Below are 16,732 nucleotides of genomic sequence, written 5' to 3'. Positions count from 1 at the left end.
CTACGCGAATCTGTCTTGTCACTCGGGTCCTGCCGGGCTCTCAGCGGGATGCCTCGAGGCGGGTGAGCCGCACATCGCCCTTGTTCCTCCCGTCTACATGCCCCGCCGCATCCGCAGGCGTCCATGGCGGAAGACGTGTCGTCTTCGGACCGACGCCGGCCTCCTTCCGGCGGCACGGACCGGCGACGGAACGGAGACCGGGACCCCGGCGGCGGCGCATTCTCCCCTGCCCGCGAGAATCGCCTGCGAGATCGCCGCCAGGCCCCGGCAACTGGGCACTCGACGGACATGGCGGACAGGAAAGAGAAGCCCGGGTCCATGCCGACACGGACCCCGGGCCTCACCGTCGGCTCCTCCGCGCCTCAGGCGGGACGAAAAGCCAGAAAGGTTCGGGCCTTGTCCCCTTCCCCGCGGTGCAGGAACTCCACCTTCATGGGCGTCCCGATCTTGATGGACTCGGGATTGCGCGCGTCCACGCCCTCGATACGCGCCACCATGCGCGGCCCCTCCACCAGGGTCACCACCCCCGTGCAGTAGGGGTTCTTGCGGTCGTACCCCTCCTCGATCATGAAGGACGGCCCGATGGAGATGCAGGTGAAGGCGGCCAGCTCCCCCTCCCCCTTCATCTCGTGCCACTCCATGTCCTCCGAACGGCACTCCAGGCAGAAGCGGCGCGGGGGCACGTATATCTGACCGCACTTGCGGCAGCGCGAGCCCATGAACTTCTCCTCCTCGAGGAACTTGCGGTATGAGATGTCGCTGAAAGGCCTCTCCTCCATTTTCCCTACCTCCTCTCGAAGATGGTGAAGGTGCAGGTGCCTCCGGTGCCTCCCAGGTTCTGGGTGGCCCCGATATAGAGGTCCCGGCCCGGGATCTGGCGCTCCCCAGCCTCTCCCCTCAACTGCTTCCAGACCTCGTACATCTGGGCCGTGCCCGTGGCCCCCACCGGGTGCCCCTTGCACTTGAGGCCCCCTGAGGTGTTGATGGGCATGCGGCCCTCCCGGCGCGTCTCGCCCTCGGCGATGGCCTTGTAGCCCTCGCCCTCCGGGAAGAAGCCCAGGTCCTCGATGTGGATGAGCTCCGCGATGCTGAAGCAGTCGTGCACCTCAGCGAACTGCACGTCTTTGGGGGTGAGCCCGGACATGCCGTAGGCCTCCGCCGCCGCCTGCTTGTTGGCCTCGAAGGAGGTGAGGCTGGGGCAGGCGTGCAGCCCCCTCCCGCTGCCCTGGCCGAACCCCACGATGTAGATGGGGTTGTCGGTGAAGCTCTTGGCGAGCTCCTCGGCGACCATGAGGATGCAGCTCGCGCCGTCGGAGATGGGACAGCAGTCGAAGAGGTGCATGGGCCAGGCCACCGGGGGGTTGAAGCGGGGGTCGAAGAGGGCCTCCTTTTCGTCCGCCCAGTCGGGCACCGGCTCGCCCTTCTTGGCCGCCCTGGCCTTCCTCGCCTCCATGAGGTCGCGGATGGTCTGCTTGAACTGGCCCTTAGGGTTGAGGGGGGCGTTCTCGTGGCTCTTGATGGTGATGTTCATGAGGTGCTCGCGCCCCGCGCCGTACTTGTGGAAGTAGGCGGTGGCCAGGGCCCCGAAGACCCCGGGGAAGGTGTAGCCCGCCTCTCCCTCGTAGGGCGAGGTGGCCAGGGCCAGCCCCTCCGTCACCTCCTCGGTGGTGCACTTGGACATCTCCTCCACCCCGCCCGCCAGCACGATGTCGTACATGCCCGAGGCGATGGCCATGAGGCCGTCACGCATGGCCAGGGTGCTGGAGGCACAGGCCCCCTCCGTCCTGGTCACCGCCCGGGGCACGATGCCCGTGAGGTCGGCGATGATCGGCCCCCAGTGCGCCTGGTGCACGAAGAAGTCGTTGCTGAAGTTGCCGATCCACGCCGCCTGGATGTCCGCGGGGTCGAACCCCTTGTCCACGCTGGCCAACATCTCGCTGAAGGCCTCGGCGAACAGGTCCTTGGAGTCCCTGTCGGGGAACATGCCGAAGTTGGACATGCCCGCGCCGACGATGGCCACTCCCCTTCCGATCCTTCTCCTGCTGCTGCCCGACATCACCCGACCTCCTTGCCGAATCCGACTTCCGGGTACCGAGTTCCCATGTCCTCCGGCGGCCGCGGACCTCTGCCGCCTTCCCTCTCCCGCGGGCGCGGGACCCGGCGTTCCCTTCCTTCCGCCCCCCGTCACGCCGCCCGCGCGGCCCGGTCTCACCCCGAGACCCTGCGCTTGAGGTTCTCCTCGATGAACTTCACGATGTCCGCAGTCACCGTACCGGGTCCGAAGACGCCGTCTATGCCTATCTCCATGAGTTCCGCGTGGTCCTGCTCGGGGAAGACCCCCCCGATGAGGAGGAGGAAATCTCCGCGCACTCCCTTTTCGTCCAGCTCCCGCACCAGCTCCCTCGCCCACTCCAGGTGAGCGCCTGAATGCACCGAGAAGCCGATGACGTCCACGTCCTCCTGGATGGCCGCCTCCACCACCCCCTCCACGGTCTTGAAACCGAAGAAGATGGTCTCCATGCCCGCCTCGGAGAGGGCCTTGGATACGGTCATGATGCCCCGCCAGTGGCCGTCGAGACCGGGCTTGAAGAGCAGCACCCTGGTCTTCTTTTCCATCTCCGCCCTCCTCTCAGGCCACGAAGGGCAGCTGCCAGATGCCCCAGACCTCTCGATATACCCCGGTGATCTCCCCCAGGGTAGCTCCGGCGGCGGTGAGCTCGCTCACCACCGGCAGGACGTTCTCCCGGCGCTCGCACACCCCCCGAAGTTGGTCGAGGAGGGCCGCCACTCTGCGATCGTCTCGCTCCGCCCGCAGGGCGCGCAGGCGCTCCTTCTCGATCTCCGCCGCGCGAGGGTTGGTGCGGAAGGGCGGGGTAGGCTCCTCGCCCTCCATGACGTAGCAGTTCACGCCGATGATGCGCTCCTCGCCCGACTCTTGGTCGCGGCGGCGCTTGTTGAAGGCCTTGCTCATCTCGTTGAAGAGCCATCCGGTATTGAGGGCCTCCACCACTCCCCCCATCTCCTCGATGCGCAGGAAGTAGTCCCAGATCCTCTCCTCCAGCTCGCGGGTGAGGGCTTCCACGTAATAGGAGCCCGCCAGGGGGTCCACCACGTTGGCCACCCCCGTCTCCTCCTGGATGAGCTCCTGGGTGCGCACCGCCAGGCGCACCGACTCCTCGCAGGGCAGGCAGATGGCCTCGTCGTAGGAGTTGGTATGCAGGGACTGCGTGCCCCCCAGCACCGCCTCCAGGGCCTGGTAGGCGGTGCGGATGATGTTCACCATGGGCTGCTGGGCGGTGAGGGAACATCCCGCCGTCTGCACGTGGAAGCGGAAGCGGTAGGCCTCCGGGTTCTCGGGCTTGTAGCGCTCCTTCATGAGACGGTACCAGAGCTTGCGGGCGGCGCGGTACTTGGCGATCTCCTCGAAGAAATCGCGGTGGGCGGAGAGGTGGAAGGCCAGGCGGTGCACGAAATCGTCGATCTTCCAGCCGCGGCGGAGCAGCTCTTCGATGTGGGCCACGGCGTTGGCCAGCCCCATGCCGATCTCCTGCACCGCGTCGATGCCCCCCTCGCGGTAGTTGTAGGTGGTGAAGTTGATGGGGTTCCAGCGCGGCGCCTCCTTCATGGCCGTGCAGTACTCGATGAGGTCGCAGGCCAGCTTGAGGAGGTCGGCGGGCCGCAGCGAGCCCCAAGGGATGTACCCGATGGTCATGGTGAGGATGTCGTTCTGGGTGGTCCCCGCCAGCTGTTCCTTGCGCAGCCCGCGCTCCTTGGCCACGTTGAAGTACATGGAGGTCACCGCCGCCGAGGTCATGGGCTCCACCACCAGGGCGACGCTCATGCGGTCGATGGGAAGGTCTTCCACCAGGGCCTCCACCCCGCGGATGGAATAGAGCGGCACCCCCTCCTTGCCCACCTCGTGGGCGGCGCCGTGCACCTCCTGGTCTGGGTCCACTCCCGAGAAGGTGAGGGAATCCACCGCCGCCGAGAAGCCCGTCTCCCCCTCCTCGTAGAGCATGCGCCAGCGGTCGTTGGTCTCCTCGGGCGTGCCGTGGCCGCTGAACATGCGGATGGTCCAGTACCTGCCGCGGTACATGGTGGGGTAAACGCCGCGGGTGTATGGAGGCTGGCCCGGAAACCCTATGTCCCTGAGGTAGTCTATGCCCTCCGTGTCCAGCGGCGTGTAGAGGTCCTTCACCGGGATCCCGGCGTCGGTCCTGAACTCCTCCCTGCGTTCCGGCCACTCTTTCTTGGCCTCTCGCCATTCCTCGAGGCCCCTGCGTATCTCCTCCATCTCCGCCATCTCCAGCACCTCCCGCGAAAGTATCGGATGCGACTTCTCTATTTCAGCAGGGCACGCGATATCACCAGCCTCTGCACCTGGTTGGTGCCCTCGTAGATCTGCGTGACCTTGGCGTCGCGCATCATGCGCTCCACGGGATGGTCACGCATGTACCCGTAGCCCCCCATGACCTGTACGGCGTCGGTGGTCACGCGCATGGCCACGTCGGAGGCCTTCATCTTGGACATGGCGGAATAGATGCTGAGGTCGGGGGCGCCGGCGTCGGCGAGGGCCGCGGCCTCATATACCAGTAGGCGCGCCGCCTCCACCTCCGTGGCCATGTCCGCGAGCATGAACCCCACCCCCTGCAGGGTGCCGATGGGCTTCCCGAAGGCCTTGCGTTCCCTCGCCCAGGACACCGCGGCCTCCAGGGCTCCCTGGGCGATTCCCAGGGCCTGCGCCCCCACCAGGGGACGGGAGTTGTCCAGGGTCTTCATGGCGGTCACGAAGCCCGTCCCCTCCTCTCCCAGGCGGTTCTCCGCCGGGACCACGCAGTCCTCGAAGATGAGCTCCGCCACCTGGGCCCCCCGCATGCCCATCTTGTCCTCGATCTTGCCCACGGATATCCCGGGCTCGTCGCCCACGCAGAAGGCGCTTATCCCCCGGTAACCCTTCTCAGGGTCGGTCATGCAGAACACCGAGTGCACCTTGGCCAGCCCACCGTTGGTGATGAAGCACTTCTGACCGTTGATGACGTAGCGGTCGCCCTCCCGGCGCGCCGTGGTCTTGGTGGCGCCGGCATCGGACCCCGAGTCCCTCTCCGTGAGGCAGAAGGCCGCCAGCTTCTCCCCCGAGGCCACGTCGGGGAGGTACTTGCGCTTGGTCTCCTCGGAGCCCGCGATGATGATGGGGTAGGCGGCCAGTTTTTGCACCACGAAGATGAGGGAGGAGTTGGCGCAGACCCGGGCCAGCTCCTCGCCCACGATGCAGCAGGAGAGCAGGTCGGCCCCGGACCCGCCGTATTCCTCGGGGATGGCGTACCCCAGCAGTCCCTGGGAGGCCAGCAGCTTCTGGATGTCCCAGGGGTATTCCCCGCTGCGGTCTATCTCCGCCGCGCGGGGCGCTATCTTCTCCTCCGCCAGGCGGCGGATCTCGCCGCGCAGTGCCTCGTGCTCCGGCTTGAGTATGAATCCCATCTCGCTTCCTCCGTTCCCTCGAGAGAATCCCATCCGTGTTCTTTGCGCCCTCTCCCCGGCCTTTCCGGCCGTGTTCCCGGGAGCCGCATGGGGCCTTACCGGTCCCGTTCCGATCTCATTTCCCGCCTCACGGTCCGGCCTTCGGAGTGCCCGCATGCTGCCCCCATGCCGGCGTCCGCAGTCGCCCCATCTCTGTACCGTTCACAGGCCGGCCCTGCGGTCCTCTTACCATCTTCTGCCATCACTTTCACGGCCTGCGCACCGCCTCGAGCACGTTCCGTGAACTCCGCCGACATGTCGCCCTGCGGCCCGCGCCCCGTCCCCGTCGCCTGCGTCTCCTTTCCGCTGCCGCTCGCCCGGCCTGCCTCATCACGCCCATCTTTCCACGCCGAGCACGGCAGGCATGTAAAACGGGCCCCTAGAAGGTGAAGAGGCTGATCCCCCCGCTCACCTCGATGGCCTCACCGGTTAGGAAACTGGCCTCCTCCGAGGCCAGGAAGGCGATGACCTCGGAGAGCTCGCGGGGATCGCCGGAGCGGCGCATGGCCACGCGCTTGATGATGCGCTCGCGGAAGGGCTCCGCCACGTCGTAGAAGCTGCCCGCGTCGAACACCCCCAGCACCACCGCGTTGCAGGTGATGTTCTTGCGCGCTCCCTCCAGGGCCACCGTCTTGGTCAGCCCGATGAGCCCCGCCTTGGTGGCGGCGTAGCTGCACTGCCCGAAGCCTCCCATGGTCCCCGTGACCGAGGAGACGTTGATGATGCGCCCCCAGCCCCGCTCGGCCATGCCGGGGAACACCGCCTTGATGAGCAGGAAAGGTGCGGTGAGGTTCACCGCCACGTCGGCGTCCCAGTCCTCCTTGCTCATATCGGTGATGGTGATGGCGCGCACGATCCCCGCCGCGGCGTTGTTGACCAGGATGTCCACTCCCCCCAGCTCGCTCTCCACCTTCTTCACGCCCTGCACGATGGACTCCTCGTCCGCGAGGTCCATCTTCACCGCCAAGGCCCTGCGCCCCTTTTCCTCGATCTCCTTCACCACCTCGGCGGCCTTGGCCTCGTTGCGGTTGTAGACCAGGGCCACGTCCGCCCCGTGCTCCGCCAGCACCAGGCCGTGTACCCTGCCGAGCCCTCCGGAACCGCCCGTCACCAGCGCGACCTTTCCCTCCAGAGACATAGGCACTCCTTCCACTCGCCATCTGAAGCCGACTCGCCATGGGGTGCCCGGGACGCGGGCTCCCCTGAAAACTCTTTCCCTATGGCCGTAACCCCTGCACCATCCCGCGCCGCGTCGTGGTCAGGCCGCGACTCCGCCTTCTTTATGCCGCTCCGCCGGGCTCAGTGCCGGCAGGATACTCTCCTCCGCCGTGATCCCCTCCGGCCGCGGTGCGCGGAGATGAGTTCCCGGTCCGACCGTCCCCTCTCTACCCCCGGACGTCTTTCCCCCTGCCGGACTGTCTTCCCCCGTCAGGGGAGTTAATGCCTCCGGCAACCCCCGGTCTCTTTCGAGGGTCCGGACCTCCCCGGCCCGGTTCACCGGCCGTTCCCCTCCCCCTCGTCTCGCAGGGGCTTGCCGGTATGGTAGGCCCAACCCTGGCACTTAGCCACCACCGTGCCCCGGGCGTCGGTGACCACCATGCGGTAATAGCCCATCTTTCCCGCCCTGGTGACCAGCTCCACCTCGGCCGTCATCTCCCCCGTCACCTCGGGAGCGGCCAGGAAATCAACGTTCACCGTCAAGGCCATCGCCCTGGTGCCGAAGGAGTTGGCCGCCGCCCCGAAGGCCACGTCGGCCAGGGAGAACATCACTCCTCCGTGCACCATGCCCATGAAGTTGAGATGTGCCTCGTCCAGGCGCATGGACACCCTGGCCCAGCCCGGTCTTATCTCCTTCAGCTCGGCTCCGATGCGCGCCGCATAGGGGTCGGCGGCGATGATCCCGCGCACTCCCGGGGTCACATCTTCGATCTTCGATCGTACGTCCATAGAGGTCCTGACCTCGTTCCTCGTATAAGCTTAGCTCCAACCCTTGTGCTCTTCCCCGTATCGTTTTCCCGACAAACCCCCACCGGCCCGCCTTCCGCCTCCGCCGCGGATGCTTCCGGAGGTCACCGCGGGGGTCCTTCGTTTGTATATCGCGTCTCCGAAGCCCGTCCCCCACCGGCCCGCCTTCCGCCTCCGCCGCGGATGCCCTTCGGTGGTACCGCGCCGTTCGAAAACCCCCCGCCGTCTTTTCTGATATCCTGACAATTCGGCTTTAACGTGGAAACTAAAAAACTGAATACAGTTTATCAGTTTTTACGCCCCTTGCAACCCTGAACCCTCCATATTTCCGCCGCCCATTCCCGTACGGCGCCGGGAGCGGACTCAAGGGCACTCTTTTCCCGGGTGCGCCGGGGGAAGACGCGGGACCGCGGCTTTGCCGCCTTCTTCTGTCCCCATACCCTCTCTCGCTGCACCCCACCTACGCCGCGCGGGCGAATACGGCCCTCACGTGCCGCGTTCCGCGCCTGCGCGCGCGGGAGACATACGGGCTGGAAGCGGCTTCCTGCAGGCGTCTCCCGCCTCGCCGGCGGACCTTTCGCCTTCGCTCCCCCTCCCGTTCCGCTCCGCCTGATCCGCCCCCCGCTCAGGCGGTTCCGCAGGAGGAAACGCCGCGTGACTTCTCGCCATCCTCCTTCCGCGCCTCCGCCGTCCCGTTCTTTTTCACGATGCCCTCCATGAGGATCTTCATGAAGGCGGTGTAGACCTCGTCCAGGCTCAACCCGCTCTCGATGAGCAGATAGGGACTGCTGGAGAGGTCCACTATGCCCTGCACCATGTAGGCGAAGACCACCGGGTTCACGTCGGTGCGGAACTCACCGTTCCTCACCCCCTCCTCGATGATGGCGGTGAGGCCCGCGACGATCTTGCGGTAGAAATCCCCGTAGACGTCGAAGACGTCGGGGAAATAGGTCTCCACCTCCTTGACCAAGGAAGGCTTGATGTGCGAGACCTCATCGACCACGTGCTTGCTCATGAGGTAGAGCTTGGTCATGGCGTCGGCGCGGAGGTCCACGATCTCCTGCACGCGCCGCAGGATCTTTCCCGCCCGGCGGTTGAGGGCGGTGGTGAAGAGCTCGTCCTTGGAGGAAAAGGCCTCGTAGATGGTCTTTTTGCTGATGCGCAGCCTCTGGGAGAGGTCATCCATGTTGAAACGCCGATATCCGACCTCGAAGGCGAGCCGTTCCGCCTCGTCCAGTATCTTCCTGGCCCTCTCGTCTTTGCTCAAAAGGACTCCTCTGCGCCTCCTGCACCACCTTTATGATAACAGCTGCGGCGTCCGATCACGAATCTCTCTCCGCCCGGTTTCCGGCGACGAGGCAACGGGCGCGGTTCACCTCCCTGCCCCCCTGGGCCGTTTTCCCGCCCTCCCGCCAAGGGATGCCTCAAGGCGGTCCAGCCAGCGCAGTTCCTCGCGGTATGCCCCTATCTCGCGCTCCCTTATGGACTGCAGGACCTCATCGTCCAGGCCCGCCAGCATCTCCCTCTCCCGCGCCAGGCGCTTGATCTGCCCCCGCAGGAACTCCCTCCTCGCCTCCAGGGCTTCCCGCGCCTCTCCCGCCTCCAGGCGTTCCAGGAAGGCCGCGCCCACCGCGTAGTCCATGCGCAGCGGCTCGCGGGAGGAGCAGAGGTCGTAGAGCATCTCCTTGAGCCTGCGCTCTCCCTCCGCGGTTATGCCGTAGACGATCCTCTCCGGCAGGTTGCCGTCTTTCTCTCGCCAGGATACCAGGCAGCCCTCCTCCTCGAGGCGGGCGAGGTTCTTGTACACGGAGACCCGGCTGGCGCGGGTCCAACGCAGCAGCCCACGTTCCTCCATCTCCCGCAGCAGCTCGTAGCCGTGCCTCTCTCCCTCCGCCAGCAGGCCGAGGATCATGGCCGCCGTCCTCGAGGTCGCCATCACACTCCCCTTGTTTTATTATTAACTAGTTTATTATAGACTATATGGACAGGGAGATGAAATACTTTCCGCCATCCGCTTCAGGGGACCTCTTCGCGGGTACGCGCTCTCCTCCTCCTCCTCCTCCTCCATCTCTACTTTTAAACGCACGCCTGTGCATACCGCCGCCATCCGTGGTGCCTGCCTCTCGGTCCCCTGACCGGCATGGAGACGCGGCTACGCCAGAGCGGCCCCCGCCCTATTCTTCCGGAGGAGGCAGCTCCAGCCTGCCGTCGGCCACGGCTATGATGCGGCTGCTCACCTCCCCGCAGAGCATGCGCAGCTCGAAGGCGTTGAGGTAGTCGGTGGCCGAGGCGTCGAAGAGGATGCGGAGGTTGGGGGGGAACTCCTCGTCTCCCTTCCAGGCGATGATGAGGAGGGGAAGGCGCGGCAGGGTGTTGAGGACCAACCCCAGGTCACCCTGGTCCACCCTCCTGCCGCCCAGGGCTTCGCAGGCGGCGGCCATGCCCTCCAGGTCCTCGCCGAACCTGCGGCAGAGCTTCTCCTCCACCGTCTCCGCGAAGCTCTTGGAGTAGAAGAGGCCGTCTTTGAGCTCGCGGTAGGGGATCCAGCGGCTGGCCAGGGGGCCCGCCCTGGCCTTTGCCAGATAGAGGAAGGCCAGCAGCCTGACCACATAGGTGTCCAGGAACCTGGGAGCGCTGAATGCGAGCTCGGGGTGGGTGACGGAGAGCTCCCAGCGCAGGAAGGAGAGCCTGAACGCGCCGTCCCGAAAGGGCACTCCCGTGCGCTCCGCGATATCCGCCGGGTCGCCCTCCCTCAGCAGGGCGCTGGGATCGGCGAAGGGGTCGCGCTGCGAGGCTCCGCTACCATCCTTTTCCAAGTCAATCCCTCCACATGGCTCCCAGGTAGATGCCCCCTCCGCGGTAGCCGGGCGCGCAGGCGCGCTGCAGAAAAGCCGCCATGGGGGGGTAGAACCTCAACTCCGCCAGTTCGTCCAGCTCCACGAAGGCGCATCCCTCCACCCGAGGATCCGACGAGGGCCTCAGCTCCCCTCCCCTTTCAACTCCCCTGAACACCAGGTTGACGATATGCCGGGAGCCGTCCGGGTACAGGGTCTCGCTCACGCAGAGAAGGCGCCCGGCCTGCACCTCCAGACCGGTCTCCTCGCGCACCTCCCGATGCAGCGCCTCCGTCATGCTCTCACCCCACTTTACTCCTCCCCCGGGAAGGAGGTAATACTCCTCTTCCCCTTTGCGGTGTCTGACCAGGAGCAGCCTGCCCTCGCGCGTCACCGCCGCCGCGACGCGCAGGCGAGGGAGCCTCTCCAACCCCGGACCTCACGAAGCCCGCATCCCCACCAGGCCCCTGACCCTGGTGGGGACGTACTCCGAGAGCATCTCCGCCCAACGCGCCAGCACCTCGTCCTCGTACCCTCGGGCGCCCCTGTACTCCGGATCGAGGGTGACCTGGGGACGGAACTGCTGCAGCACCAGGGAGGACGCCCCCCTGATCATGCGCGCCAGCTCCTCAAGGTCCTCGAACCCCACCAGGCCGGGGACCACCGTGCAGCGGAACTCGTGCTCCAGCCCGCACTCCAGGATGGCCTCCGCGGAGGCGCGGATTGCCGCGGGGTCCACGGGGCGCCTCACCACCCCGGGGTAGCGCTCCAGGGAGGTCTTCAGGTCCATGGCCACCGCGTCCAGGACGCCGCCCTGCAGCATGTTCCGCAAGACCTGGGGCCGCGACCCATTGGTATCGATCCTCACCGCGAAACCCAGGGAGCGTAGCTCCGCGCACATGAGCGGCAGGTCGGCGTGGATGCAGGGCTCCCCTCCGGTGATGGCGACGCCGTCAATCCACCCCCTGCGGCCCTGTAGGAAGCGGAGCACCTCACCCCATACCAGCGCCTCCCCGCTATCCTTTTCCTCCACCAGTTCCGGGTTGTGGCAGTAGGGGCAGCGGAAATTGCACCCGCCCAGAAAGATCACGCTGCACAGCTTCCCCGGCCAGTCGATCATGCTGGCGGGCTGAAGGCCCCTGACGCGCTGGAAGGCGGACATCTCGCCCCTCAGTTCAGGTGCTCCGCCACGTCGCGCGGCGAGGGCACCTCGCAGCGCCAGGCATGCACCTCGCGCCCGCTGTCGTCGACCACGATGATGGAGGGCGTGCAGAGCACGCTGTAGAACGCCGCCTCCGCCAGCCCGTCCACTTCCTCGATGTCGTATATCTCCGTGCGGGGAAAACGACCGGCGATCTCCTTGGCGGCCGGACACTTGTTGCAGTCCTGCTTAACGAACACCTTCAGATGCTGCACCCTCCATACCTCCTTTCAGGCTCGTGCGGACCCTGTCCTTGAGCTCCCCCACCTTGCCCTTGTTCCAGGTGGTTATCTTGGAGAAATAGCCCACGATGCGCGTGATGCCGTAAACGTCCTCCGACCCGCAGTGCGGGCATGCCTGGTGGAGGCCGCGGTGGGTGCGCCGGCAGTCGTTGCACACCGTGAACTCCGGCGAGAAGGCGATCTGGGAGGAATGGGTGTTGCGGAAGGTCTTGATGACGAAGTTCTTTATGGACGCGGGATCCGGCTCGTGCTCTCCCAGCCATATATGGCAGATGGCCCCCGCCTCGATGAGGGGGTGGAAGAGGCTCTGCTTCTGCACCCGTTCGATGTAGTCGATGTCCGCCTCCACGTTGAGGTGGACGCTGTTGGTGTAGTAGAACTCGTCGCGCTCGATATCCCCCTTGAGCACCTGCATGGCCTGGGCGGGATAGTACTTCATGTCCAGCTTGGCGAGGCGGTAGCCGCTGGACTCCGCCGGGGATTCCTCCAGCACCATGTTGATGCCGTACTCCTCGGAGAGGCGCTTGCAGGTGAGGTTCATATGCGCCACCACCTTGAGCCCGAACTTCAGGGCCTCCTGGGACTGGTGTAGCTCCATGCCCGTGTGGTACTGCACCATCTCGTTGAGCCCCAGGAGCCCCGCCAGGTAGGTGAGGCGGTCGAGGCGTAGGTAAGGCTCGCCGTCCTTGTCGTCGCAGAGCACCGAGAGCGGGCCCTTTATGCCCAGGGCCATAAGGCTGGAGATGAACTCCTTTTTCTGAAGATGGGCCTTGGCCACCATCTGCATGGCCTTCTCCAGCTCGTGGAACAGCACCTCGTCCGAGCCGTTGGCCTTGTAGGCGATGCGCGGGAGGTTGATGGTGATGTTCTGGAGGGCCGAGAAGCGCATCCGCTCCGGGGTCATGGTCTCCTGCAGGTCCTGCTCCTTGAGCCTCAACTTGAGCCTGCAGCACTGGGAGACGGTTATCTCGTCCCCGCGGTCGAACACGAAATAGGTGATGCCCTGTCGCGAGGCGACTTTGCACGCCAGGTCCAGGAACTCCTCGTGGCCCTCGGTGCGGAAGAAGTCCTCGTTGATGTGCAGCAGGGGCTTGGGGAACACGAAGGTCTTGCCCATGGCGTCCCCCTCCAGGTAGACCTCGAAGAGCGCCTTGAGGAAGGTCTGGGCCTCCTTCTCGTAATCCTTGTAGGTCTTGCCGGTGTACTCTCCGCCCGGCCCGATGGCCGGGGTGTCGCGGAAATGGCGCGGCACGTTCCAGTAGAGGTTGAAGTCGGTGAACACCACCTGGCTGTTGTGGGCGAAGATGCCGTCGCCGGTGAGGAAGTTCTCCGTCTCCTCCACCCCGATATCGTAGACGTAGGGCTGGCCCTCGATCTCCTCGATGGAGCGCACGGAGGCCGGGAGGAGGTTCTCGCTGCGCTCCAGCGCAAGGCTCAGTTCCGAGAGACGGCGGTGCTGTTCCAGCGCCAGCTCCAGCCCCCCTTTGAGCATGTTGAAATTCGAGTCCAGTTGCCGGGCCTCGATGAATCGGCCTCCGCCCTCCTCCTCTTCCTTTTCCTCCAGGGCGCGCGGAAGATACTGGGAGTCGAACACCCCGCGCATCTCCACCCCGCCGTACTCCGTTCCCTCCAGCACCGCATCCGGCCTCAGGTGGCAGCTGTGCACCGGGACGCTGCCGCCCTCCAACTCACGCAGCAGGCCTCTTGCCGTGCTGTGGGGGAGCCCCGCATCCTCTACGTACCTCCGACAGAGCTCCGTGAGGTCCTGGCCGTAGAGCTGCTCGAGCAGCCGTATATCGACGCCGGCCTGACGCCTCTCCACCTCGTCACGCAGCTCCGCTATCTTTTTCGGGGTGAGCCGGCCGATCTTTTCCGACCAGACGCGGTTCCCCAGCGTTTCCTCGATCAGCGGCTCCAGGTGTCGGTATGAACGGCTCCGCAGGCCGTGGGCTCCGCTTTCCGAAGCGATCAGCCTTAACCGCTCGCTCTCCTTGCGTGGATGGGCGAAGTACACCCGGTCCAGGTGCTGCCTGCCGATGGCCAGCACGTGCCTCCGGGCCGCCTTCCCTATCTCCGCCCCGCCGATGGTCGGCGGCTCGAGACTGTCCGTCCTCATGCTTGGCGTGGCGCCGAGGCGGGTGAAGGCGAACCAGAGATGGGATTTGAGGATATCCGATACCGTGCTGCAACCGATGCGGTTGCGCGATACATAACCGTCCCCGGAGAGGTAGGCGGCCAGAAACTCACGCACCACCTCCTCGTCCCCCAGCAGGACGGCGGCGGGGATGCGCTTGTTCTCCGCTCCCCTGCCGCAAAGGGCCTCGAAGAGCGCGACGTGCGCCTTGCCCCCGAAATGGCAGGTGCCGTCGCTGACGGTGCAGGATATCCCGAAGACCCGCTCCACGCAGGCCACGGCGTCCGCCTCCAGGGCGCGCTCGTAGAGATGCAGGCGCACCTGGGATCCCAGGCTGCCCTCCGCGACATAGTAACCCAGCAAGCGCGCCAACTCCGGCGTAACCGCCAGGCGGCGGTCGATGCCCAGCCTGCTGCGGCCCCTTGCAACTATGAACACCTTGCCGTCTTCCTCCACGCCGCCGCTGTCCGCCAGCAGGGACAGCACATCGATGGTCCCCGGCACGGAGTCGATATCGATGACGGCGGGCGTGAGCACCGTTTCCGGGTTTTCCCGCGGGAGGGCCTTTACCACCTCTCCGCGCTCGTCGAAGGCGAAGAGGGAGTGGTTGTCGGTCACCTTGACCGCCTGTCCCTGCCCCGTGGTGACCTCGACGATACGGTGTTTGTTCTCATGCCTTATGGCCGCGTAGATGCGCGCGAGCCGGGTCTTCCCGGTGCGGTGGTCGAAGCTGACCGCGTAGTAGCGGTCGCCCTCTACGGGTGCGGTGGCCTCGCCCTCTGTTCCGGTGAAAGACTCCACGAACGGCCCGATCTCCACCAGCTCTACGCTCTGCTTCAGGCGGTCGTAAACGAAGATCTTCTCGTCCGCGCGCAGCGACCCTCTGGCCCCGGCGAGCTGGTTGAATTCATATATGAGCATCTGGGCCAGCTGCTTGATGCGGTCATACCCCAGTCCCACGAGATAGGGGGCGAAGAACATGTTCACCGCCTCCCACCCTATGGCCCCGGCGTAGTGGGACTGCAGGGTGGAGGCCATCTTCACCATGTGCCCGATGAGCACCTCGGGGTGCTTGGCCGGCCTGGAGGTGCTGGTGATGTTGGGCAGGGAGATGCCGTACTTCTTGATGTAGTCCAGGCTGTGCCCCCCGCAGTTATGGGAATAGATGCCGTCGGCGATGAGGGTGCCGCTTGCGGTGGTGACGTCGTATATGTAGACGTCCAGGACCTCCACCGGCTCCGCCATCACCACCCGCGCGCGGTTCACCGCGGGGCGCGTCCCCCGCGCGGTGCCCGAGGGGCGGGAGGCGCGCGCTGCGCCGGCCACCAGCTCGTTCATCCTCTGGTGCGCCAGCACCATGTCCTCGGCATTGAAGCGGAACTTGAGGGTCACCGCGCCGGCCTCCAGGAGGTGGGCGATGTCGAGCTCCTCCATACCCCTCTCGCGGCCCTCCCCCACCTCGATGGTCTCCACCTCGTCCCCCGGACGCACCAGGGAAGCGGGCTTGACGTCGTCGGTGGTGATCACCGGGTGGTCGTGGGTCACCACGATGCGCTTTCCGTCCGAGGTGGCCAGGAAGATCATCTGCTTGCCCAGGCGGTCCTTCTTGACCACCCGCCTGATCTCCGTCCAGTTGCCCCCGCGGTCGAGGATCTCCAGCCGCGAGGGATATTTCACCCTTACCGTGGGCTCGGGACGGGTCTCGCCTCCCAGGAGGTGATAGAGCTGCTCCATGGTGGTGGTGAACACCAGGGGCGAGCCCTTGACGCGCCAGTGGATCACGGTGTCGCCGAGATAGGAATAGGGCCGGATGATGAATCCGAGGTCGTGGAGGTGGATGTCGCCCACCATGTGGGCGCGGGCGATATCCTCCGAGAAGACCTTGCGCAGCGCGAACTCCTTGAGGATGGCCTCCGCCAGGGTGAGGTTGATGGACTCCGGGTTGTGGGTGGTGTTGCTGTTCTCCTTGTTGGCGCTGGTGATGATCTGCTCCACGTCGTACATGGGGAGGCCGAGGTGGGAGTGACGCTTATGCATGGTGCCCAGCCCTCGCTCCAGGAGCTCAAGGTCCACCAGCTCGCGGATTATGGAGGTGGTCACGGTGTTCATGTGTCCCTCCACGATCCGCTGCTCCACCCGGTCCGCGATGAGCCGGGCGAGCTCCGGGCTGGCGTCCGTCTCCAGGATTAAAGAATCCACGATCTTGCTCTTGTCCCAGAGGTTTATCTCCTCCTTGGAGGAGGTGCTCACCAGAAGGGCGATATCCGTGGCGTCCTCCGCCCTCTCCCTCCTCTTCAGAACCCTTATATTGCTTGCCGCCGTCAACTCAGTTCCCCCCTTTCCGCGCACCCACGCTCACTTGCGCTCTTTTTCTCCAGGAGCTGCCCCAGCTCGCTCTGGAACTCGCTCAGATCCTTGAACTCCTTGTACACGGAGGCGAACCTCAAGTACGCCACCTCGTCCACCTCCTTCAGCTTCCGCAGCACCGCCATGCCGATGGCGCTGGAAGGTATCTCGCTCTTTCCCTCCGACCTCAGCTCTGCCTCTATCTCCGTCGCCAGGTCCTCTATCTGCTGGCTGGTCACAGGCCTTTTCTCGAAGGCCTTGCGCAGTCCCACCAGTATCTTCTCCTTGCGGTAGGGCTCTTTGTCTCCGCTTCGCTTGATTACCGCCACGGGAAACTGCTCGAAGCGCTCAAAGGTGGTGAACCTCTTTCCGCAACCCTTGCAGGCCCTGCGGCGCCTGATCACTTGACCGCCGTCCGCGCTTCGCGAGTCGATCACCTTGCTGTCCGGGAAACCGCAAAAGGGGCATTTCATGTTCTATCCCCTCCCCAAAC

Annotated in this window: 15 protein-coding genes; all 15 read right to left on the bottom strand. The window is 65.6% G+C overall.

From position 1 onward, the window contains the following. Window positions 1–362: 362 nt before the first annotated feature. Window positions 363–779 carry a Zn-ribbon domain-containing OB-fold protein gene (locus H5T74_06875; protein MBC7230098.1) on the bottom strand — a complete coding sequence of 139 codons (417 nt, stop codon included), beginning with the start codon at window positions 777–779 and terminating at the stop codon, window positions 363–365. A gap of 5 nt (window positions 780–784) precedes the next feature. Beyond that, window positions 785–2,059, bottom strand: a complete 1,275-nt coding sequence (locus H5T74_06870; GenBank protein MBC7230097.1) for a hypothetical protein — start codon at window positions 2,057–2,059, stop codon at window positions 785–787. 149 nt (window positions 2,060–2,208) lie between these two features. Beyond that, the gene (locus tag H5T74_06865; GenBank protein MBC7230096.1) at window positions 2,209–2,616 is read right to left on the bottom strand and encodes a cobalamin B12-binding domain-containing protein; all 408 of its coding nucleotides are present in this window, start codon (window positions 2,614–2,616) and stop codon (window positions 2,209–2,211) included. Between the two features lie 13 nt (window positions 2,617–2,629). After that, window positions 2,630–4,303, bottom strand: a complete 1,674-nt coding sequence (locus H5T74_06860) for a methylmalonyl-CoA mutase (GenBank protein MBC7230095.1) — start codon at window positions 4,301–4,303, stop codon at window positions 2,630–2,632. A 38-nt stretch (window positions 4,304–4,341) separates the two neighbouring features. Continuing rightward, window positions 4,342–5,478, bottom strand: coding sequence for an acyl-CoA dehydrogenase family protein (locus tag H5T74_06855; protein MBC7230094.1), 1,137 nt, complete (start codon window positions 5,476–5,478; stop codon window positions 4,342–4,344). Window positions 5,479–5,896: 418 nt separating this feature from the next. Further along, the gene (locus tag H5T74_06850) at window positions 5,897–6,655 is read right to left on the bottom strand and encodes a 3-oxoacyl-ACP reductase FabG (GenBank protein ID MBC7230093.1); all 759 of its coding nucleotides are present in this window, start codon (window positions 6,653–6,655) and stop codon (window positions 5,897–5,899) included. Between the two features lie 356 nt (window positions 6,656–7,011). Next, window positions 7,012–7,464, bottom strand: a complete 453-nt coding sequence (locus tag H5T74_06845; protein MBC7230092.1) for a PaaI family thioesterase — start codon at window positions 7,462–7,464, stop codon at window positions 7,012–7,014. Between the two features lie 643 nt (window positions 7,465–8,107). Further along, the gene (locus H5T74_06840) at window positions 8,108–8,749 is read right to left on the bottom strand and encodes a TetR/AcrR family transcriptional regulator (GenBank protein MBC7230091.1); all 642 of its coding nucleotides are present in this window, start codon (window positions 8,747–8,749) and stop codon (window positions 8,108–8,110) included. A gap of 105 nt (window positions 8,750–8,854) precedes the next feature. Next, the gene (locus tag H5T74_06835; GenBank protein ID MBC7230090.1) at window positions 8,855–9,418 is read right to left on the bottom strand and encodes a PadR family transcriptional regulator; all 564 of its coding nucleotides are present in this window, start codon (window positions 9,416–9,418) and stop codon (window positions 8,855–8,857) included. A gap of 238 nt (window positions 9,419–9,656) precedes the next feature. Further along, a complete protein-coding gene (locus H5T74_06830; GenBank protein ID MBC7230089.1) occupies window positions 9,657–10,298 on the bottom strand; it encodes a DUF3786 domain-containing protein in 642 nt (213 codons plus the stop codon). 1 nt (window position 10,299) lies between these two features. Beyond that, window positions 10,300–10,746, bottom strand: a complete 447-nt coding sequence (locus tag H5T74_06825; GenBank protein ID MBC7230088.1) for an NUDIX hydrolase — start codon at window positions 10,744–10,746, stop codon at window positions 10,300–10,302. A 9-nt stretch (window positions 10,747–10,755) separates the two neighbouring features. Beyond that, window positions 10,756–11,478: an anaerobic ribonucleoside-triphosphate reductase activating protein gene (locus H5T74_06820; GenBank protein ID MBC7230087.1), complete on the bottom strand. Its 723-nt coding sequence runs from the start codon at window positions 11,476–11,478 to the stop codon at window positions 10,756–10,758. 8 nt (window positions 11,479–11,486) lie between these two features. Further along, window positions 11,487–11,732, bottom strand: coding sequence for a hypothetical protein (locus H5T74_06815; GenBank protein ID MBC7230086.1), 246 nt, complete (start codon window positions 11,730–11,732; stop codon window positions 11,487–11,489). Continuing rightward, window positions 11,707–16,218 carry a hypothetical protein gene (locus H5T74_06810; protein ID MBC7230085.1) on the bottom strand — a complete coding sequence of 1,504 codons (4,512 nt, stop codon included), beginning with the start codon at window positions 16,216–16,218 and terminating at the stop codon, window positions 11,707–11,709. The genes H5T74_06815 and H5T74_06810 overlap by 26 nt, the downstream gene beginning before the upstream one ends. Further along, window positions 16,215–16,712, bottom strand: a complete 498-nt coding sequence (gene nrdR, locus H5T74_06805; protein ID MBC7230084.1) for a transcriptional repressor NrdR — start codon at window positions 16,710–16,712, stop codon at window positions 16,215–16,217. The genes H5T74_06810 and nrdR overlap by 4 nt, the downstream gene beginning before the upstream one ends. Window positions 16,713–16,732: the final 20 nt, after the last annotated feature.

Source organism: Actinomycetota bacterium (genome assembly GCA_014360645.1).
In the GTDB taxonomy this organism is placed as follows: domain Bacteria; phylum Actinomycetota; class Geothermincolia; order Geothermincolales; family RBG-13-55-18; genus Solincola_B.
This window is presented reverse-complemented; position numbering and strand designations above follow the sequence as displayed.

Bases quoted from the DNA above. Each gene is read 5' to 3' on its own strand.
- H5T74_06875 (MBC7230098.1), bottom strand. From the start codon at position 779: ATGGAGGAGAGGCCTTTCAGCGACATCTCATACCGCAAGTTCCTCGAG.
- H5T74_06835 (MBC7230090.1), bottom strand. From the start codon at position 9,418: ATGGCGACCTCGAGGACGGCGGCCATGATCCTCGGCCTGCTGGCGGAG.
- H5T74_06845 (MBC7230092.1), bottom strand. From the start codon at position 7,464: ATGGACGTACGATCGAAGATCGAAGATGTGACCCCGGGAGTGCGCGGG.
- H5T74_06855 (MBC7230094.1), bottom strand. From the start codon at position 5,478: ATGGGATTCATACTCAAGCCGGAGCACGAGGCACTGCGCGGCGAGATC.
- H5T74_06860 (MBC7230095.1), bottom strand. From the start codon at position 4,303: ATGGCGGAGATGGAGGAGATACGCAGGGGCCTCGAGGAATGGCGAGAG.
- H5T74_06850 (MBC7230093.1), bottom strand. From the start codon at position 6,655: ATGTCTCTGGAGGGAAAGGTCGCGCTGGTGACGGGCGGTTCCGGAGGG.
- nrdR (MBC7230084.1), bottom strand. From the start codon at position 16,712: ATGAAATGCCCCTTTTGCGGTTTCCCGGACAGCAAGGTGATCGACTCG.
- H5T74_06865 (MBC7230096.1), bottom strand. From the start codon at position 2,616: ATGGAAAAGAAGACCAGGGTGCTGCTCTTCAAGCCCGGTCTCGACGGC.
- H5T74_06820 (MBC7230087.1), bottom strand. From the start codon at position 11,478: ATGTCCGCCTTCCAGCGCGTCAGGGGCCTTCAGCCCGCCAGCATGATC.